Genomic DNA, 14,787 nt, shown 5'->3' with positions numbered 1-14,787 from the left:
AGTACTTCATGGCTGGTGGATTACAGCAAGCCGCTCGTTTTCAATCCAACGCCTCCGGCAGCGTCACAATCCACAGCTCACTGTCAGACTCCGGTTTCTCCAGTGGCTTCACGCTGAGGGTCGTCTCAACCGGCTTATCATCCAGCGTCAGCTTTCCTTCCGCGTTCACCCGATAATCCTTGAGCTTCTTGCCCTCGACCGGATGTTGCATCGCCACCTTCACGCCAAAGTCGTTATCGTTCGCCACCGCCAGCGTTTTACTGTCAATCAGCGCCAGCCCTTCAGCCTTTTCCTGCTGCCAGCCCAGGGCGCGCAGATCAACAACCTGCGTTTTCTGCGCAAGGGTAATGCCGCGCTGTGCCAGGGTTTTCTCATCATCAAACTCCGGATATTCGCCCGGCTTGTCGAAACCTGACAAATCGCTCGCCTTACTGAGATCGACCTTGTAAATCAGGTTACGCATTCCGTCGTTTTTATCACTTCCCTGTTCGATCAGCAGGATGTGCTGGTCATCGAGCGCCACGATGTCGCCGATTTTAGCGTCGCTGTTTTTGCTGTAAGCCGCGCTGTCGATGGGATAACCGTACATCGCGGTTTTTCCGCTTGCCGGATCAAAGCTCACCAGACGCGTAAACAGCGCCTTTTTCTTGCTCTTACCGTCGATATCCAGCGTACTTTGCACGGCGGCAATAATACGCCCGTCCGGCATACGGGTGAGGCCTTCAAAGCCGCGGTTCGCCTGACGCCATTTGAGGATATTCGGCAAACCGCCCGCAATTGCTTTTTCCCCTTCCGCCGCCTGCGGACCGTGGATCGCCAGGATTTTCCCTTTACTGTCGATGTTAATCAGGAACGGGCCATACTCATCGCACAGCCAGTAACCGCCTTTACCGTCCGGGGTGATCCCTTCCGTATCCAGCCCGCGATTATCCCCCTTCAGCCTCTTTAACGTGTCGCTGAAGGCCACTTCATTGGTGGATCCAATCACGTCGCTTTCCAGCGGCAGACCGTTGATCGCGCCTTTATCGTCATGCAGAGGACGGGCATCAATGGCCTCCGCTTTGCCGTTTTGTACACGAATCGTCATCAGCAGCGGCGCGAAATCTGGCGTAACGAAAATTTTGGCTTCGTTTTTACCCACTTTCGGTGAATCCGCGTTCGGACCGCGATCGGTAATGGTGGCGAAGGTCAGGGCATCGCCCTGTTTCCCGGTGAACAGCAGGCCAGAACCTATCCCAACCGGAAGGCCGTTCGGGAATGCACTGGCAAATGCGCCGGTGTAGTTCACGTGTGTGCCTTCTGGAAAACTGACGACATAGCGCTCAGCCGTAGGCTGCGCCGCGAGGGCAGAGAAAGAGAGCACACAACCGATTAGCACAGGAATAATTTTTCTTTTCATATTGTTAGCATCCATAAAGTGAAGCTCACACCGTAAAGAAGAAACGTGTCAGGAAAATGACATCGAATGGCAACATTGCGCGGGCCGGAGCGCCAAAGAAATGTAAAGCTCTGTTGTTATCTGTAACAGCGGAAACATTTCTGGAAATTATTAGAAACCCAATTAATTCGCTGCGAACCACTCTTTCTGCTCTCGTTCAGATTATGTTTAGCTAAAAAAATAAACACTTTCTAAACGCCAAATCATTACCCGTTGACGACCTCTCAACCCAACACTCTCGCAACACCACCAAATTAAAAAATTAACAAAACCAGCATAAAACGGCGACTTTCATCACATTTGCAGTCATTAACATCGCTTGTTAAGGTGCGCCCAGATTAAATTGATGACGAGGCATATGAGATGAAAAAACTGAATATCCTTCTGCTGACTGCGTTGACTGCTGTATCGGGTTCTGCACTGGCTCTGGGTGGCAGCGTTGAGCAGGGTAAAAACTTCACCAACCTCAATCTTGAGATGGGTAAATCCTCATCCGGTCTGTATGTGGAAAGCAACTGGCTGAAAAACACCGATGACGGTACGCAGACCGGCGGTGTGGGTGCAGGTTATAACCTGGGTCTTGGCCCGGTCATGCTGAACGCGGGTGCAAAAGCTATCTATATCGGCCCGAAAAAAGGCGATAACGGCGTGGCGTTCCCGATCGGTGGCGGCGTAAACGTTGCCCTGACCGACAGCATTCATCTGTATGGTGAAGGCTACGTGGCACCAGAAGGGATGAACAACAGCGTGAAAAACTACGTTGAAGCCAACGGCGGCGTAAGCTGGACGCCAGTTACACCTGTGACCCTGAAAGTGGGTTACCGCCACGTGAGCGTTGATGGTAAAGACGGTCGTCCAGGCCACACCCTGATTGACGGTGCGTATGTTGGCGGTGGAGTCACCTTCTGATGAAACACCGCATTACCGCGCTTTGCGTTCTGAGCCTCACGCTTCTGCTCACCGGCTGCGTCCAGTACAAATGGGTGAAACCGGGCGTCAGCGACGCTGAAATGAACAAAAAGCTCACGGAATGTGAAGCGCAGGCGCTGATCGATCTGCCCCCGGATAACGTCGTAACCGGTTCGGACTCGGAAAAAACGGATCTGAAGAACAAGAAAAAGGATATTTCCACGAGCTACACGGTTGAAGACGCCAATGAGGATCGCAGGGCGACCCTCGTAGACAGCTGCATGTTCAAAAGCGGCTGGGATAAAATTGAAGTGCAATAATCTCTAAAAAACCTGCCTACTGGCAGGTTTTTTATTGCTGCTTACTTACGCACCACCACCAGCTTCTGGTTCACAAACTCTTTGATCCCCAGATCCGACAGCTCGCGTCCGTAACCGGAGCGCTTCACGCCGCCAAACGGCAGCTCTGGCGCGGTATCGGTGAGCCAGTTGATATACACCATCCCGGTCTCAATCCGTGACGCCATTTTCTTCGCGCGTTCAATATCCTGACTGAACACCGCACCGCCCAGTCCGTAGTGAGAGTCGTTCGCCAGGGCGACCGCCTCGTCATCGTTTTTCACCACATATATCTGCGCCACCGGGCCGAAGAACTCCTCGAAGTACGCCGGGTTGTCGCGGGAGATATTCGTCAGGATCGTCGGCTCAAAGAAGCTCCCGTCGCGCTGCACCGGTTTACCACCATAGTGTAACGTCGCGCCCTTTTTCACCGCCTCGTTGACCTGTTTTGTCAGCGTTTCGAGCGCATCTTTAGACGACAGTGGCCCAAGCGTGGTGCTTTCATCCAGCGGGTCGCCAATTTTCACCTGCTTAAAGGCGTCGGTGAATTTGCTCAGGAAGGCATCGGCAATTTTCTCATGCAGGATAAAGCGCTTCGCTGCGGTACAGACCTGACCGGCGTTGTTAAGTCGCGCGTTCACGCCTGTCTTCACCGCTTTATCAAGATCCGCGTCGTCCAGCACCACGAAAACATCGTTACCGCCCAGCTCAAGGGTGGACTTCTTGATGTGCTTCGCCGCCTGCGCGGCCACCACGCTGCCGGCTTTTTCGGAACCGGTCAGCGCGGCACCCTGGACGCGGTCGTCAGCGATGATGTTCGCCACCTGCTCAGACGAGATAAAGAGGTTGGTCCATGCCCCTTCCGGCGCCCCTGCCTCACGCACCAGATGAGCAAAGGTTTCGGCACAGTGCGGCACGATGCTGGCATGTTTAGCCAGCACCGGGTTACCCGCCGCCAGGTTAGGTGCCAGAACACGCATCAGCTGATAATACGGGAAATTCCACGGTTCCACGGCCATCAGCACGCCGATGGGGTGATGCTCCACCCACGCTTCTCCGAGTTCAGACGGGTACTTCACCGGGGCCAGGAACTGCTTCGCGTTATCGGCATAGTAGCGGGCGATCTGCGCGCACAGCTTCACCTCGCCGCGGCTTTGTTCGATGAGCTTACCCATCTCCTGACTGGCAATTTTAGCCAGCTCCTCGGTGCGTTCGTCGATCAGGTCAGCAAGCTTATGCAGCACCGGCAGGCGCTGTTCAATGTCGCCTTTCGCCCACTGCGAATGGTAAAGGGCGTCGGCTGCTTTCAGCGCCGCTTCGATATCCGCGTCGGTATGAGAGGGATATTCTTTGATGAGCTGGTTGGTGGCAGGATTTACTGTCTGATAAGCCATATCGAATCTCCATGTTTTACCGCTTAGGGTAGTAAGGGTAGACAACATGACGGGTGATGGACGTAAAGTTGGGTATATCCGGAAGGTTCTTAGTAGGGCCAGGGCATGGTATAAAAATGTTCCTGACAGGAGCGCCTATGACCCATACCCGACACATCCGCCAGACCTTTAACCGCCTTCCGGGCCTTGAGCTGCGCAGCACGTGGCAGAGTACCGTGGCGTATAAACGTCATTGTCACCCCCAACTTTCGATTGGCGCGATAGTGGAAGGCCAGACCTGCTGCCGGTGCAATGACACGCAGTACATCCTCCACCCCGGCGATCTCATCGTGATCCCGGCACATGTGCCGCACAGCTGCAACCCCGTTGCGGGCCAGCCCCGTAGCTATCACATGCTCTATATCGACACGGATTATCCCCTGGCAGAACAGGTCATACGCGACAGCACGTTGTTTGCTCTTTACCAGAACGTTGTTGAGAACATGTCGGCTAATTCCCTGAACATGCTGATTTCTGCCCTTCCGCGCTGCGCCAGCCGCACGGGTGAACTACGTACAACCAGCCAGCACATCCAGCAGGCGTTTCTTGCCGATTTAACCAGCCCGCCGTCACTTGACGACCTTGCCCACCGCTTCTCGCTGCGCAAAGAGACGCTGATCCGCACCTTCAGGCAGGACACTGGCCTGACGCCGGGCAGCTTTCTCAACATCTCCCGCGTGGAATACGCCAAAGCGCGGCTGCGTGCCGGGGATGATATTGCCGATGTCGGCTACCAGAGCGGGTTTGCCGATCAGAGCCATTTTCATAAGACCTTTGTGAGCTATACCGCCGCCACGCCGCGCCAGTACGCCACGGGCCGATCAATATCGGACAATAAATAGCGTTTGCATCGCCGTAGTCTGACCTCGGTTTTTTACACAGAGGTTGCTATGGAACTGTTATTCCCTTCCGCTTTTCTCGCTCTGGCGCTGGCGCATTTTGTCGCCCTGTTAAGCCCGGGCCCGGATTTCTTCCTGCTGGTGGGCTACGCGGCGCGCTACCGGGTGCGCGGCAGCGCCGGGCTGTGCCTCGGCATCGCCGCGGGCAACGGGTTGTATATCCTGCTGGTGATCATTGGCTGGAGCGCGCTGCGCCAGTTTACGTGGCTGTTTACCCTTATCGAGCTTTGCGGGGCGCTGTATCTGCTGTGGATCGGCTCGCATCTGGTGCGCAGCCGCCCGCAAGCGCTGGCGCTGAACGAAACCCACCAGCGCTTCCCCTCACTGCGTAAACAGATCCTGCTGGGGCTCGGCTCGGCGTTATTAAATCCAAAGAACGCCCTGTTCTATCTGGCGCTGATGACGGCGCTGCTGGGGCCAAATGTCACGCTGCTTCAGCAGGCGACCTGCGGCGTCTGGATGGTGATGGTAGTGCTGGTGTGGGATCTGGCGCTGGTATCACTGATGGGGCTGCCCGCGGTGCAACAGAGGCTCAGCCGTTCGCTGTGGCTAATTGAGCGGGCGGCGGGGGTTGTACTAATGGGGTTTGGCGGGTGGGTACTGTGGCGGCTGCTGGAGCTGATAAGCTGAAATAAGGGGCAGCCCAACGCTGCCCGTGGTTTATTTTTTGTTTTGATCGCGCAGCATCGCTTCACGCAATATGGCGTTTAGCCGCGTCTGGTAACCCTTTCCAGGCCGTTTCAGCCACTCCATCACGTCGGCGTCAATGCGTACAGATGCCTGCGTTTTAAGTGGCCGATAGAACTTCCCTCGCACCGCCCCGGACCACTGTTTATCGTCCGTGGCAGGAATATCGCTGTAATCGATTTCTGCTTCTGGTTTTTCAGCTAATGCTTTTAGCTCAGCGTCACGACGAGCGCTAACCTCAGGCGAACTACCTCGTTTATGTTTAACGATGCTCATAACGGTTCCTCTCTTTACGGTCCGCCTTACGTGCGCTAATGATACGAATAATTTCGCCTCCGCTTTCGAAACGTACCGTATGTGCGACCAGGATAACAATGACGCCTTGCACAAGGCCGATGGTTTGCCAGCGAAACTCACCGTTCTCATAGCGATCCTGAACAGACAAATGATAAGGATCGTCGAAAACCAAAACCGCATCCTCAAAGCGTATGCCATGTTTTTGCTGGTTACTTTTCGCCTTATCGCTATCCCACTCATACTCCGTTGGCATAGTGTACCCTTCCCTGATTGTATATACAAAAAAGCATATACAAACTGCGCAAGGATTAAACCCATTAAGCAAAAGCGGTGTTTAATTTCGGAAGGTGGATTCCAGAAGCGAAGATGGTGTAACGCTCCCGTCTTTGCACTTTCCCCCCGTCTCCCTCTATCCTTAACCCATGGAAAAAATCGCTGAACTCAAACGCGCCAAGCTGCTGGCGCTGTCGCTGCTGCTGATTGCCGTCGCGGCGTTTATCACCACCCTGTTTCTGCCGCAAACCTTCTGGGTGCGCGGCGTGAAGGCCATTGCCGAGGCGGCGATGGTTGGCGCGCTGGCGGACTGGTTTGCGGTCGTCGCGCTGTTTCGCCGGGTGCCCATTCCGTTTATCTCGCGCCATACGGCGATTATCCCGCGCAATAAAGACCGGATTGGCGATAATCTCGGCCAGTTCGTGCAGGAGAAGTTTCTCGACACCCAGTCGCTGGTGGCGCTGATCCGCCGTTATGAGCCGGCGCAGATGATTGGCACCTGGTTCAGTAAGCCCGACAATGCCCAGCGTGTCGGGCAGCATCTGATTCAGGTGATGGGCGGTTTTCTTGAACTGACCGATGACGGGCGTATTCAGCGCCTGCTCAAACGCGCGGTGCATAAGGCCATCGACAAGGTCGATTTCACCGAAACCAGCGCAGTGATGCTGGAGAGCATGACCAAAAACAACCGCCATCAGGTACTGCTGGACGCCATCATCAACCGCCTGATCACCCTGATTCAACGCGACAGCACGCGGGAATTTATTTCAGACCAGATCGTCCACTGGCTTAAGACCGAGCATCCGCGCAAGGCGATGGTGCTGCCCACCGAGTGGCTGGGCGATCAGAGCGCGGAGATGGTGTCAAACGCGGTGAATACCCTGCTGGACGACGTCAGTCATGACCGTACCCACCAGATCCGCCAGGCGTTCGACCGCGCCACGCTGAAGCTTATCGACAACCTGAAAAACGATCCGGAGATGGCCGCAAAGGCAGAGAACATCAAGCATTACCTGAAGAACGACGACGCGTTTAACCGCTATCTGGGTGAGATGTGGGCTGACCTGCGCCAGTGGCTGAAGGCGGATATGCAACGTGAGGATTCCCGCGTGAAGCAGCGCATCGCCAACGCCGGGCAGTGGTTTGGCGAAACGCTGCTCGGTGACGACAGCCTGCGGGCATCGCTCAATGAGCACCTCGAGCAGGCGGCGCACCGCGTGGCACCGGATTTCGCGGCGTTTCTCACCCGTCATATCAGCGACACGGTAAAAAGCTGGGACGCCAAAGATATGTCCCGCCAGATCGAGCTTAATATCGGCAAAGATCTGCAGTTTATCCGCGTCAACGGCACCCTGGTGGGCGGGACAATTGGCCTGATCCTGTTTTTACTCTCGCAACTGCCCGCCGTGCTTGCGCATTACTCCGTTTTGGGTGGTGCAATGACGTAGCGCGTCGCCTCAAAGCGATTGAGGATCAAGTGCACCAGAAACACCATCGTCAGCGTCGCCACCAGGGAAAAGGTCACCGACGTGATGCGATACAGATCGCTGAACACAAGGTCGCTGTCCGGGTGCATGTTCTGCCCGAACATAATCCCGATGGTGGTAATACTGGAAAACCCAACGCCGGCTCCCACCTTCTCCATCACATGCAGGCGCGCGCCAAACGCCAGCCCGAGTCCGATCAGCGGCATCATCAGCAGCATATGGCTGCTGTGATCGTAGAGGATAAGCTGGACGACCAGAATATAGAGACAGCCCAGCACCACGCCAGCCACGCGCCAGATAGAGCTCATCACCGCGCCACGATAGTGCATCGGGAACAGAATCAAAATCCCCGCCATCAGCGCCGAAAGCGAATCGCTCAAATCGCTTATCTGGAAGATGACAAAAATCATCGTCGCAACGGTGCCGGAGAGCAGAGACTCGTGTCGCACGCGGGCATCATCTTTCTCGATCAGCGGCGGCGGCTTGCGCGGCTCAACGTCCGGCAGGAGGTAGTTCATCAGCGCGCTCAGGCATACCGCCATCACACTCGCTTCAATGTTGGAAAATAGCAGCGTGTGCCAGTCGGTTGTGGGATAGCTCATAAAGTTGAGCATCACGCTCTGGCACACCACGCCCATCGACCCGAACAGGAACAGCGGCCCCTTACTCATAAAGCGAAAACGCATGACATACAGCGCAAAAACTACCAGCGTCATGATCACCGGCCACTGGGACAGATAGCCGATGATAATCACCATTTCGACGCAGTTTAGCGATGCGCTGAAGATAAACTGCTTCGCCACATGGCTGTTAAAAACCGGCACCAGCGACAGCAGCATGATGGGGTAGACCACATAAAACACGCCGTAGCTGGTGTTATAGAAACTTGAAATACTCAGCGCGATCATCCCGGCAAAGACGATGCGCAGGGTCTGGCGAAAGTCATTGGCCGTATAGACGATGTTGCCGTGCGGGGTAAAGACCCGCGCCAGCGTGCTAATAGACATAGTGGAGCAGGCTCACCAGGTGGATTTGCATCCCAGAGAAGAAGCGCGCAAACGGCCCTTCGCTGTTGTAGAGCTGCACGGTGGCACGAGCGCCGGTCGGGAGCGGTTTCGGCAGCGTCTCATCCAGCGCCACGTGAATGCGCATTCGCTGAGCGTCGCGCACCCAACGGTTGGAGGTTTCCGGCGCGGACAGTTCGCCGCTCACCGCCTCCTGTCCGGCAAGGATCCCCGCATCGCTGCTGGTCACGTGGGCGCGGAAAACCTGTCCCGGAAAGGCGTCAAATACCACGGCGGCATCGGTCCCCTGATGGGTATGGCGCAGACTCTTCTCACGAAAATCGGCCACAATATCGGTCTGATTATTCACCAGCGCCAGCGCCGCCGAGCCGGACGAAGCATAAAACCCGGGGCTTAGCTGCAGGTTGCTGACCGTACCATCCGCCTGGGCGTAAACCTTCGTCCAGCCGAGGTTCAGCTCCGCCTCATCCAGCGCGTTACGGTATTTCTGCAGCGTCACGTTGCGGTGCTCTTCCCGCTCGCCGCGCTGGATGCGCAGGTTATGGATGTTCGCCTGAATCGAGCTCACAGACTGCTCGCTGCTCTGCCAGGTGGTACGGACCTTATCCAGATCCGCCTGCGAGACGTTCTGTAACGTGCTCAGCTTCTGGTAGCGGTCAAAGGTCACTTTATCGTTACGCGCGGTCAGCACGGCGGTTTTCAGGCTGGCCTGGGCGGCGGCGATCTGCGCATCCAGCTGTTCATTGGACAGGCGTGCCTGCTCAAGCGCGATTTGCGCCGCTTCCACTTTATTGCGAAACGGCGTGTCATCCAGCTCAAACAGCAGGTCGCCCCGCTTCACCTGGCTGTTGTTGTGTACGTGCACGGCCGACACATACCCGGAGACGCGCGGAGAAACCGGCGTCACCACGCGCATGACGGTGGAGTCCGGCGTCAGCGGGATCCAGATATCAGCGACGACAAAGTAGACAAACATCAGCAGGAAAGAGGCAATACTCACCCTTACCCAGCGGGCAAACTTTTGTTCAGGAGTCATTATTTTTCGGTCTTGTTATCTTCTTCGCGGATTGTCCGCAAATTGCAGGCGATTTGATTCAAGGTGGCGCTGAAAATTTCGATATGCTCAGGCGCGATGTTTTGCGATACGCGCGTCTGGTACGTCTCAATCACCTGGGTGAGCCTTTTTAGGATGGCTTTTCCCTCAGGCGTCAGCGTCAGAAGCCGGATGCGCTTGTCATAAGGCGATACGGTGCGCAGCAGGTATCCCTGCTTTTCCAGCTGTGTCAGGGTGCGCATCAGCGGCGGCAGTTCAATGCCCTGCACCTCCGCCAGCTCACTCACCGAGACGTTATCCCCCAGTTGATGAAGCTGCATCATTACCGTCCAGCTCGACTGGGTTAACCCGGTATCGAGAATGGCGTCGTCAATAACGGCGCGCCACTGGCGCACAATCATCGCCATCCGCATGCCCATCGGCCTGCGGCAAAACAGTTGTTCTTCACTCATGGGGGGAACCTCTCGAAACACGTCGTCAAGATAATAGTTATCATGGTAACTATCAAGAAACGCGAGGCGAAAGAGCAGGAATTGCGAAAGCGTGCAGATACGGATGACCTTATAGAAGATTGGTTAATTGAGAGAGTAAATTTGCAAAATTAAGTATTCACGTAACGTTAAAACAATAGTGAGTAAATAGACCATGTTTTGACAAGTAACAGTTTTATTCTCTCACTTTATCGTTACGCTTATTCGTCAAAATAAAAACCGGAACAAAGGAATGAGCCATCTAATTTATTTAACGCTTGAAGGTGATATTCAGGGGCAGATTTCTGCTGGCTGTGGTTCTCAAGCTTCAGTCGGCAACCGCTATCAGCTGGGGCATGAAGATGAAATCTTTGTTTTCAGCCTGATGCAGGAAGCGAGCGGTACCGGTGGCAGGCTTCATCATCGCGGACTGCAATTCTGTAAGCTCCTGGATAAAAGCTCTCCGTTAATCAGTAACGCCATTAATAATAATGAACATCTTAAACTTACCTTTGATATTTACCGCACTAATCGATACGGTCAAGTGGAGAAGTATTATCTTATCGAATTACGTGGTGCATCAATACGGTCCATTCAGCTGCACTCAAAGATGAATGATATGGATTATGAATATATTTCGGTGGATTATGATTATATTCTGAGTCGACATCTTATCGCCGGTACCGAATTTGATTATCTGCTGACGCCTGAAAATTACAAGCGCCTTTTTCCGGTGGTGCAGAAGACTCACCTCCCCGACGAACTGCCTGAGCGCAGGGTGACGCTGGTGCTGGGGATATTCTTTGATGGCACCGGTAATAACGCGGTCAATACCCGGAACATGCTTGAGGCACTCACGGCGCAGCACTTTGATATCAACAGCCCGGATGCGGCAACCATTCTCGCCAGAAATGCATCGGAAAAGATGGGGATTAGTGGAGTTGGGGCGGGAAGCTATCTGGGGTATTACACGAATATTCACTGGTTGAATGAATTGTATGAACGTAACTTTCCGCCAGACGGTAATTATATTCAAGGTGGTGTTTATGTTGAGGGCATTGGTACCCGGGCAGGCGAACCTGATAACCCGATAGGCCTTGGACTGGGTACTGCCGAAACGGGGATTATTGCCAAGACTGACGATGCGATAGCGCAGCTGGCGAGAGCCATACCTGCAGCGCTTGGTTTACTGAAAGGGACGTTTGTCGTCGACAAACTGCTGTTTGATATCTTCGGCTTCAGCCGCGGCGCTGCGGCGGCCCGTCATTTCGCCAACCGTGTCCTGGCGAAAGATCGCGCCATAATGAACGCAATCTCGACCGGGATGAAAGAATATAATTATCGCGGCGCACCTGCAGGCAAAACCCGTTTTCTCGGCATCATGGACACCGTAGCGGCCGTCGGTACGCTGGCGAACGGGCTTAATCCACACAGTGCGGATACCGGTAGCGTCAACATCCACCTGCGTCCCGGTGTGGCGCAGAAGGTGTTCCACATCACCGCCCAACATGAATGCCGCTATAACTTTGCCCTCAACAGCGTTGCTCCCGCCTGGCCGGAACTCATACTTCCCGGTGCTCATTCTGATATCGGCGGCGGCTATCTGCCCCAGCTGCGGGAAGACCTCTTTCTCACCCGCCCGCGGGTGGAAACCCTGCCTCACAACCAGCCCGGCACGCAGTCACGCGTTTACCAACGGACGATAGCACATCTACGTGCGCTGGAGCATTCACCGGCGATCATGCCCGTTATTCGTACCCATGCTATTACCCCTGATGTCTGGGAAGATGATTTCGCCCCGCCTGACCGCTACAGCCAGCCGCAGAAGCGCGCGTTTGCCGCCCTGACGCTGCGTCACCGGACGGTCTTTTTTGACTGGTCAAATGTGGCGCTGCGGGTCATGGTCGATGCGGCAGTAGAGGCAGGAGCGTTCTTTGCTGACGTAGACAGCATCAAAACACACGCCTTACCTGATGAGCTAAAGCCGTTGTCTGACCGCGCACGGGAGATGGGAAAAGCGGCCCGTCAGTACAGAAGCGTAACCGGCTTTACACCTGACGAGGTGGACATAATTGCCCGGAAATATATCCACTGCTCAGCCCACTGGAACGCCGTTGAGCTTAAACAGTCCAGTGAATTGCAGGGGGGTGCCTCAGCGTCGGAAACCGTCGGCTTTGTCAACAGACCGGACGAGAACTGGCTCAGAACGATTTACAACATGGATGGAAAGAAGCGATGAAAAAACATAACGCATTGACATTTGCACTTCTGCTGGCACTCACGGGCTGTAGTCCGCAGAAATCCCACCCGTTACAGTCAAAACAGGCCGCCAGCGGAGACTGGACGCTGCCTTATGATGAGTGGACTTTTACCTTCATCACGCCAAGAAAATTACCATCTATGGTAAATCACGCCAGAGTCATCGACACGGATGGTTATCTGTATACGTTCAATACCCTCGATCCAACTTCATGGGATCCTGCCACTGTTGATAAATGGCCTGAAAATGCGCACGGTTTTTACGCGAACTTCAACAAAGTCAAAAAGCCCCCTCAGTATATTGTCTTCTGCTGGGAATCCTATATTGACCAACAAACCTACGAAACCAGCGCCGTGTTCGGACCGGATACCTGGCTGCGCATGAAAACCCCTGCCAATCATACATACCGCTCTGGTGCACCCGTCTGGTACGACAATATGACTTTCGGCCTGTCCCCCGGTGGCAACGTTAAGGTCTGGCTTCCGGATGTCGCCGGACGCCCCAGCCTGCCCGTCAAGCCCTTGAAAATGTGGACCCTCTCCGGCAAGGACCTGACGCTCTGCAAAGACTACATCGTTCCCGGCGGTACGTTTAACATCATCCCGTCAACGCAGGATTTCATTAAAGGCAAAACCTATCCCTATGGCAACTGGGATTAACCACTCACCAGCCCGGTAAGCGCAGCGCCACCGGGCGTTTTTAGCGGCTAAAAAGTCGCTTAACGGCAGCCCTTCCTGAAGCCGTCACCACCACTTCCCGATACCCCGCTACCCGCTGGATCCAGCCCTTGCTTTCCAGATGCATGAGCAGCGCCGCACCGGCTTCACCGCCCAGATGAAACCGCCGCTCGCTCCAGTCCAGACAGGCGCAACAGGCCTTTCGCCGGGGATGGGTGCTTAACGGGATACCGAGTTTCAGAAACTGCTCCCGGCCATACAGGGTCAGTGCCGAACCGTCTGGCTCCAGCCAACTTTCGGCCTGCATGAAATCGTAGATCTGCACCGCCACCGCGCCCGCCAGATGGTCGTAGCAGGTGCGGGCTTCACGCAGGGCTTTTGGCGCGCTGGTTTCCGGCGGAGAAATGCGGTGCCACGACAGCCCCATAATCTGCTCCACCAGCTCCGCTACGTCATGCCCTGCCAGGCGATAATAGCGATGGCGCCCCTGCGACAGGCAGGTAATGAGCTTTCCGTCCAGCAGCCGCGCAAGGTGCCCGCTGGCGGTAGACGGTGCCACATCCGCCGCCGCACTCAGCTCGGTGGCCGTCCACGCCCGCCCGTCCATCAGCGCACAAAGCATTTTCACGCGCGACGGATCGGCCATTGCGGCTGCTACTGCGGCAATGGCCTGCTCCAGCGCTGCGCTGTTATCTGGCGGTAAGCTCGTCTTTAACATAGGTTGCCCAGGGTTCGGTGATTGCTGCGGCCAGCTTATCATTACCCGTCAGCAGAATAAGGTGATTCGCGTGGTCGCTGTACTGGGTAAGAATAGACACCCCGCGAGCCGCCAGTGCGGCAGCTATCTCCCCTAGTTCGCCGGGGCGTTCCTGCCGCAGTTTTCTGATGATGGGCCGACGAACCGCTTTCAGGTTAAATCCGGCCTCAAGCAGAACATGGCGGGCTTTTTCACCGTCTTCCACCAGAAAATGTGCCTCAACGCCGAATACACCACCGCCTTCCAGCCCAATCCCCTTACTGCCCAACAGCTGACCAAAGCGTGCCAGTTCACCCGGCGTATCGTTAAAAATCACATGAACATCATACATCCGCGTGCCCTCCGTTTTCGGCGCTGTATTCCCGCACCAGCTGTGCCACCCGAATGCGGTAGTACGTAAAAATCGACTCCCGCCCCTCGGCCTGCGCGGCCTGATGAAAAACGTTCTGCTTCCAGTTGCGGATAGCCTCTTCGTCCCGCCACCAGGAGAGCGAGAGAATTTTGCCGTCGGTGGTCAGGCTCTGGAAACGTTCGATATCGATAAAACCGTCAATATCCGCCAGCAGGGGTTTAAGTTCGGCCGCGAGCTGCAGGTAGCGCGCCTGATGCGCCGGCGCGGCTTTGGCTTCGAAAATGACTGCGATCATGAAGGTCTCTCCGTTGTGATGGTGTGGAGAGAATGCAGGACAGATGACAAGGATGCTTCGGTATGGAGCGAAGTGTTGTGCCGGATGGCGCTGCGCTCAATTTCCCGTTGAAATCCGATGATGACAGACATATGAT

General features: G+C 55.2%; 17 protein-coding genes. 7 read left to right on the top strand and 10 right to left on the bottom strand.

Going from position 1 to position 14,787, the window contains the following annotated elements:
- Positions 1-40 precede the first annotated feature (40 nt).
- Complete coding sequence (locus AC2FAK_RS01220; RefSeq protein WP_141236769.1) at positions 41-1,399, bottom strand: esterase-like activity of phytase family protein; 1,359 nt, start codon at positions 1,397-1,399, stop codon at positions 41-43.
- Positions 1,400-1,801: 402 nt separating this feature from the next.
- Between AC2FAK_RS01220 and AC2FAK_RS01215 the strand changes: the two genes are divergently transcribed.
- Together AC2FAK_RS01215 and AC2FAK_RS01210 are read left to right on the top strand one after the other, a co-directional pair.
- Entirely contained in the window at positions 1,802-2,347 is a 546-nt protein-coding gene (locus AC2FAK_RS01215; RefSeq protein ID WP_013095440.1) for a YfaZ family outer membrane protein, read from the top strand.
- Entirely contained in the window at positions 2,347-2,667 is a 321-nt protein-coding gene (locus AC2FAK_RS01210; protein ID WP_013095439.1) for a hypothetical protein, read from the top strand. The genes AC2FAK_RS01215 and AC2FAK_RS01210 overlap by 1 nt, the downstream gene beginning before the upstream one ends.
- Before the next feature lie 41 nt (positions 2,668-2,708).
- On the opposite strand, the gene AC2FAK_RS01205 is transcribed toward AC2FAK_RS01210, so the two are convergent.
- A complete protein-coding gene (locus AC2FAK_RS01205) occupies positions 2,709-4,079 on the bottom strand; it encodes an NAD-dependent succinate-semialdehyde dehydrogenase (protein WP_013095438.1) in 1,371 nt (456 codons plus the stop codon).
- 137 nt (positions 4,080-4,216) lie between these two features.
- Here AC2FAK_RS01205 and AC2FAK_RS01200 point away from each other — a divergent pair, with 137 nt between their 5' ends.
- Both AC2FAK_RS01200 and AC2FAK_RS01195 read left to right on the top strand, forming a co-directional pair.
- Complete coding sequence (locus AC2FAK_RS01200) at positions 4,217-4,960, top strand: helix-turn-helix transcriptional regulator (RefSeq protein WP_048972195.1); 744 nt, start codon at positions 4,217-4,219, stop codon at positions 4,958-4,960.
- Between the two features lie 48 nt (positions 4,961-5,008).
- Entirely contained in the window at positions 5,009-5,647 is a 639-nt protein-coding gene (locus tag AC2FAK_RS01195) for a LysE family translocator (protein ID WP_038418626.1), read from the top strand.
- A gap of 30 nt (positions 5,648-5,677) precedes the next feature.
- Here the strand turns inward: AC2FAK_RS01195 and AC2FAK_RS01190 are convergent, their stop codons facing one another.
- Both AC2FAK_RS01190 and AC2FAK_RS01185 read right to left on the bottom strand, forming a co-directional pair.
- Positions 5,678-5,980 carry a BrnA antitoxin family protein gene (locus tag AC2FAK_RS01190; RefSeq protein WP_023620649.1) on the bottom strand — a complete coding sequence of 101 codons (303 nt, stop codon included), beginning with the start codon at positions 5,978-5,980 and terminating at the stop codon, positions 5,678-5,680.
- The gene (locus AC2FAK_RS01185) at positions 5,967-6,254 is read right to left on the bottom strand and encodes a BrnT family toxin (protein ID WP_023620650.1); all 288 of its coding nucleotides are present in this window, start codon (positions 6,252-6,254) and stop codon (positions 5,967-5,969) included. The genes AC2FAK_RS01190 and AC2FAK_RS01185 overlap by 14 nt, the downstream gene beginning before the upstream one ends.
- A 169-nt stretch (positions 6,255-6,423) precedes the next feature.
- Between AC2FAK_RS01185 and AC2FAK_RS01180 the strand changes: the two genes are divergently transcribed.
- Positions 6,424-7,722 carry a DUF445 domain-containing protein gene (locus AC2FAK_RS01180; RefSeq protein WP_013095435.1) on the top strand — a complete coding sequence of 433 codons (1,299 nt, stop codon included), beginning with the start codon at positions 6,424-6,426 and terminating at the stop codon, positions 7,720-7,722.
- Here the strand turns inward: AC2FAK_RS01180 and AC2FAK_RS01175 are convergent.
- From AC2FAK_RS01175 to AC2FAK_RS01165, 3 genes are read right to left on the bottom strand one after another with little or no spacing between them, the layout of a single operon-like run.
- The gene (locus AC2FAK_RS01175; protein WP_095455089.1) at positions 7,692-8,768 is read right to left on the bottom strand and encodes a DUF2955 domain-containing protein; all 1,077 of its coding nucleotides are present in this window, start codon (positions 8,766-8,768) and stop codon (positions 7,692-7,694) included. The genes AC2FAK_RS01180 and AC2FAK_RS01175 overlap by 31 nt on opposite strands.
- Positions 8,758-9,825, bottom strand: a complete 1,068-nt coding sequence (locus AC2FAK_RS01170; protein ID WP_029882194.1) for an HlyD family secretion protein — start codon at positions 9,823-9,825, stop codon at positions 8,758-8,760. The genes AC2FAK_RS01175 and AC2FAK_RS01170 overlap by 11 nt, the downstream gene beginning before the upstream one ends.
- A complete protein-coding gene (locus AC2FAK_RS01165) occupies positions 9,822-10,292 on the bottom strand; it encodes a MarR family winged helix-turn-helix transcriptional regulator (RefSeq protein WP_013095432.1) in 471 nt (156 codons plus the stop codon). Before AC2FAK_RS01165 ends, AC2FAK_RS01170 begins: the two co-directional genes overlap by 4 nt.
- A gap of 271 nt (positions 10,293-10,563) precedes the next feature.
- Here AC2FAK_RS01165 and tssD point away from each other — a divergent pair, with 271 nt between their 5' ends.
- Both tssD and AC2FAK_RS01155 read left to right on the top strand, forming a co-directional pair.
- On the top strand, positions 10,564-12,549 hold the full coding sequence (gene tssD, locus AC2FAK_RS01160) for a type VI secretion system tube protein TssD (protein WP_095455090.1): 1,986 nt from the start codon (positions 10,564-10,566) through the stop codon (positions 12,547-12,549).
- Positions 12,546-13,229 carry a DUF2931 family protein gene (locus AC2FAK_RS01155; protein WP_094916149.1) on the top strand — a complete coding sequence of 228 codons (684 nt, stop codon included), beginning with the start codon at positions 12,546-12,548 and terminating at the stop codon, positions 13,227-13,229. Before tssD ends, AC2FAK_RS01155 begins: the two co-directional genes overlap by 4 nt.
- Before the next feature lie 40 nt (positions 13,230-13,269).
- Here AC2FAK_RS01155 and AC2FAK_RS01150 read toward each other — a convergent pair whose 3' ends face one another.
- The 3 genes from AC2FAK_RS01150 to AC2FAK_RS01140 are packed head-to-tail and all read right to left on the bottom strand — an operon-like array spanning position 13,270 to position 14,651.
- Entirely contained in the window at positions 13,270-13,965 is a 696-nt protein-coding gene (locus AC2FAK_RS01150) for an ArsR/SmtB family transcription factor (protein WP_095455091.1), read from the bottom strand.
- The gene (locus AC2FAK_RS01145) at positions 13,937-14,335 is read right to left on the bottom strand and encodes an amino acid-binding protein (RefSeq protein WP_095455092.1); all 399 of its coding nucleotides are present in this window, start codon (positions 14,333-14,335) and stop codon (positions 13,937-13,939) included. Before AC2FAK_RS01145 ends, AC2FAK_RS01150 begins: the two co-directional genes overlap by 29 nt.
- Positions 14,328-14,651, bottom strand: coding sequence for an antibiotic biosynthesis monooxygenase family protein (locus tag AC2FAK_RS01140; protein ID WP_023620659.1), 324 nt, complete (start codon positions 14,649-14,651; stop codon positions 14,328-14,330). Before AC2FAK_RS01140 ends, AC2FAK_RS01145 begins: the two co-directional genes overlap by 8 nt.
- Positions 14,652-14,787: the final 136 nt, after the last annotated feature.

The organism is Enterobacter cloacae complex sp. 394F7 (genome assembly GCF_057320385.1).
This window is presented reverse-complemented; position numbering and strand designations above follow the sequence as displayed.

Bases quoted from the DNA above. Each gene is read 5' to 3' on its own strand.
- AC2FAK_RS01220 (WP_141236769.1), bottom strand. From the start codon at position 1,399: ATGAAAAGAAAAATTATTCCTGTGCTAATCGGTTGTGTGCTCTCTTTC.
- AC2FAK_RS01215 (WP_013095440.1), top strand. From the start codon at position 1,802: ATGAAAAAACTGAATATCCTTCTGCTGACTGCGTTGACTGCTGTATCG.
- AC2FAK_RS01210 (WP_013095439.1), top strand. From the start codon at position 2,347: ATGAAACACCGCATTACCGCGCTTTGCGTTCTGAGCCTCACGCTTCTG.
- AC2FAK_RS01205 (WP_013095438.1), bottom strand. From the start codon at position 4,079: ATGGCTTATCAGACAGTAAATCCTGCCACCAACCAGCTCATCAAAGAA.
- AC2FAK_RS01200 (WP_048972195.1), top strand. From the start codon at position 4,217: ATGACCCATACCCGACACATCCGCCAGACCTTTAACCGCCTTCCGGGC.
- AC2FAK_RS01195 (WP_038418626.1), top strand. From the start codon at position 5,009: ATGGAACTGTTATTCCCTTCCGCTTTTCTCGCTCTGGCGCTGGCGCAT.
- AC2FAK_RS01190 (WP_023620649.1), bottom strand. From the start codon at position 5,980: ATGAGCATCGTTAAACATAAACGAGGTAGTTCGCCTGAGGTTAGCGCT.
- AC2FAK_RS01185 (WP_023620650.1), bottom strand. From the start codon at position 6,254: ATGCCAACGGAGTATGAGTGGGATAGCGATAAGGCGAAAAGTAACCAG.
- AC2FAK_RS01180 (WP_013095435.1), top strand. From the start codon at position 6,424: ATGGAAAAAATCGCTGAACTCAAACGCGCCAAGCTGCTGGCGCTGTCG.
- AC2FAK_RS01175 (WP_095455089.1), bottom strand. From the start codon at position 8,768: ATGTCTATTAGCACGCTGGCGCGGGTCTTTACCCCGCACGGCAACATC.
- AC2FAK_RS01165 (WP_013095432.1), bottom strand. From the start codon at position 10,292: ATGAGTGAAGAACAACTGTTTTGCCGCAGGCCGATGGGCATGCGGATG.
- tssD (WP_095455090.1), top strand. From the start codon at position 10,564: ATGAGCCATCTAATTTATTTAACGCTTGAAGGTGATATTCAGGGGCAG.
- AC2FAK_RS01155 (WP_094916149.1), top strand. From the start codon at position 12,546: ATGAAAAAACATAACGCATTGACATTTGCACTTCTGCTGGCACTCACG.
- AC2FAK_RS01150 (WP_095455091.1), bottom strand. From the start codon at position 13,965: ATGTTAAAGACGAGCTTACCGCCAGATAACAGCGCAGCGCTGGAGCAG.
- AC2FAK_RS01145 (WP_095455092.1), bottom strand. From the start codon at position 14,335: ATGTATGATGTTCATGTGATTTTTAACGATACGCCGGGTGAACTGGCA.
- AC2FAK_RS01140 (WP_023620659.1), bottom strand. From the start codon at position 14,651: ATGATCGCAGTCATTTTCGAAGCCAAAGCCGCGCCGGCGCATCAGGCG.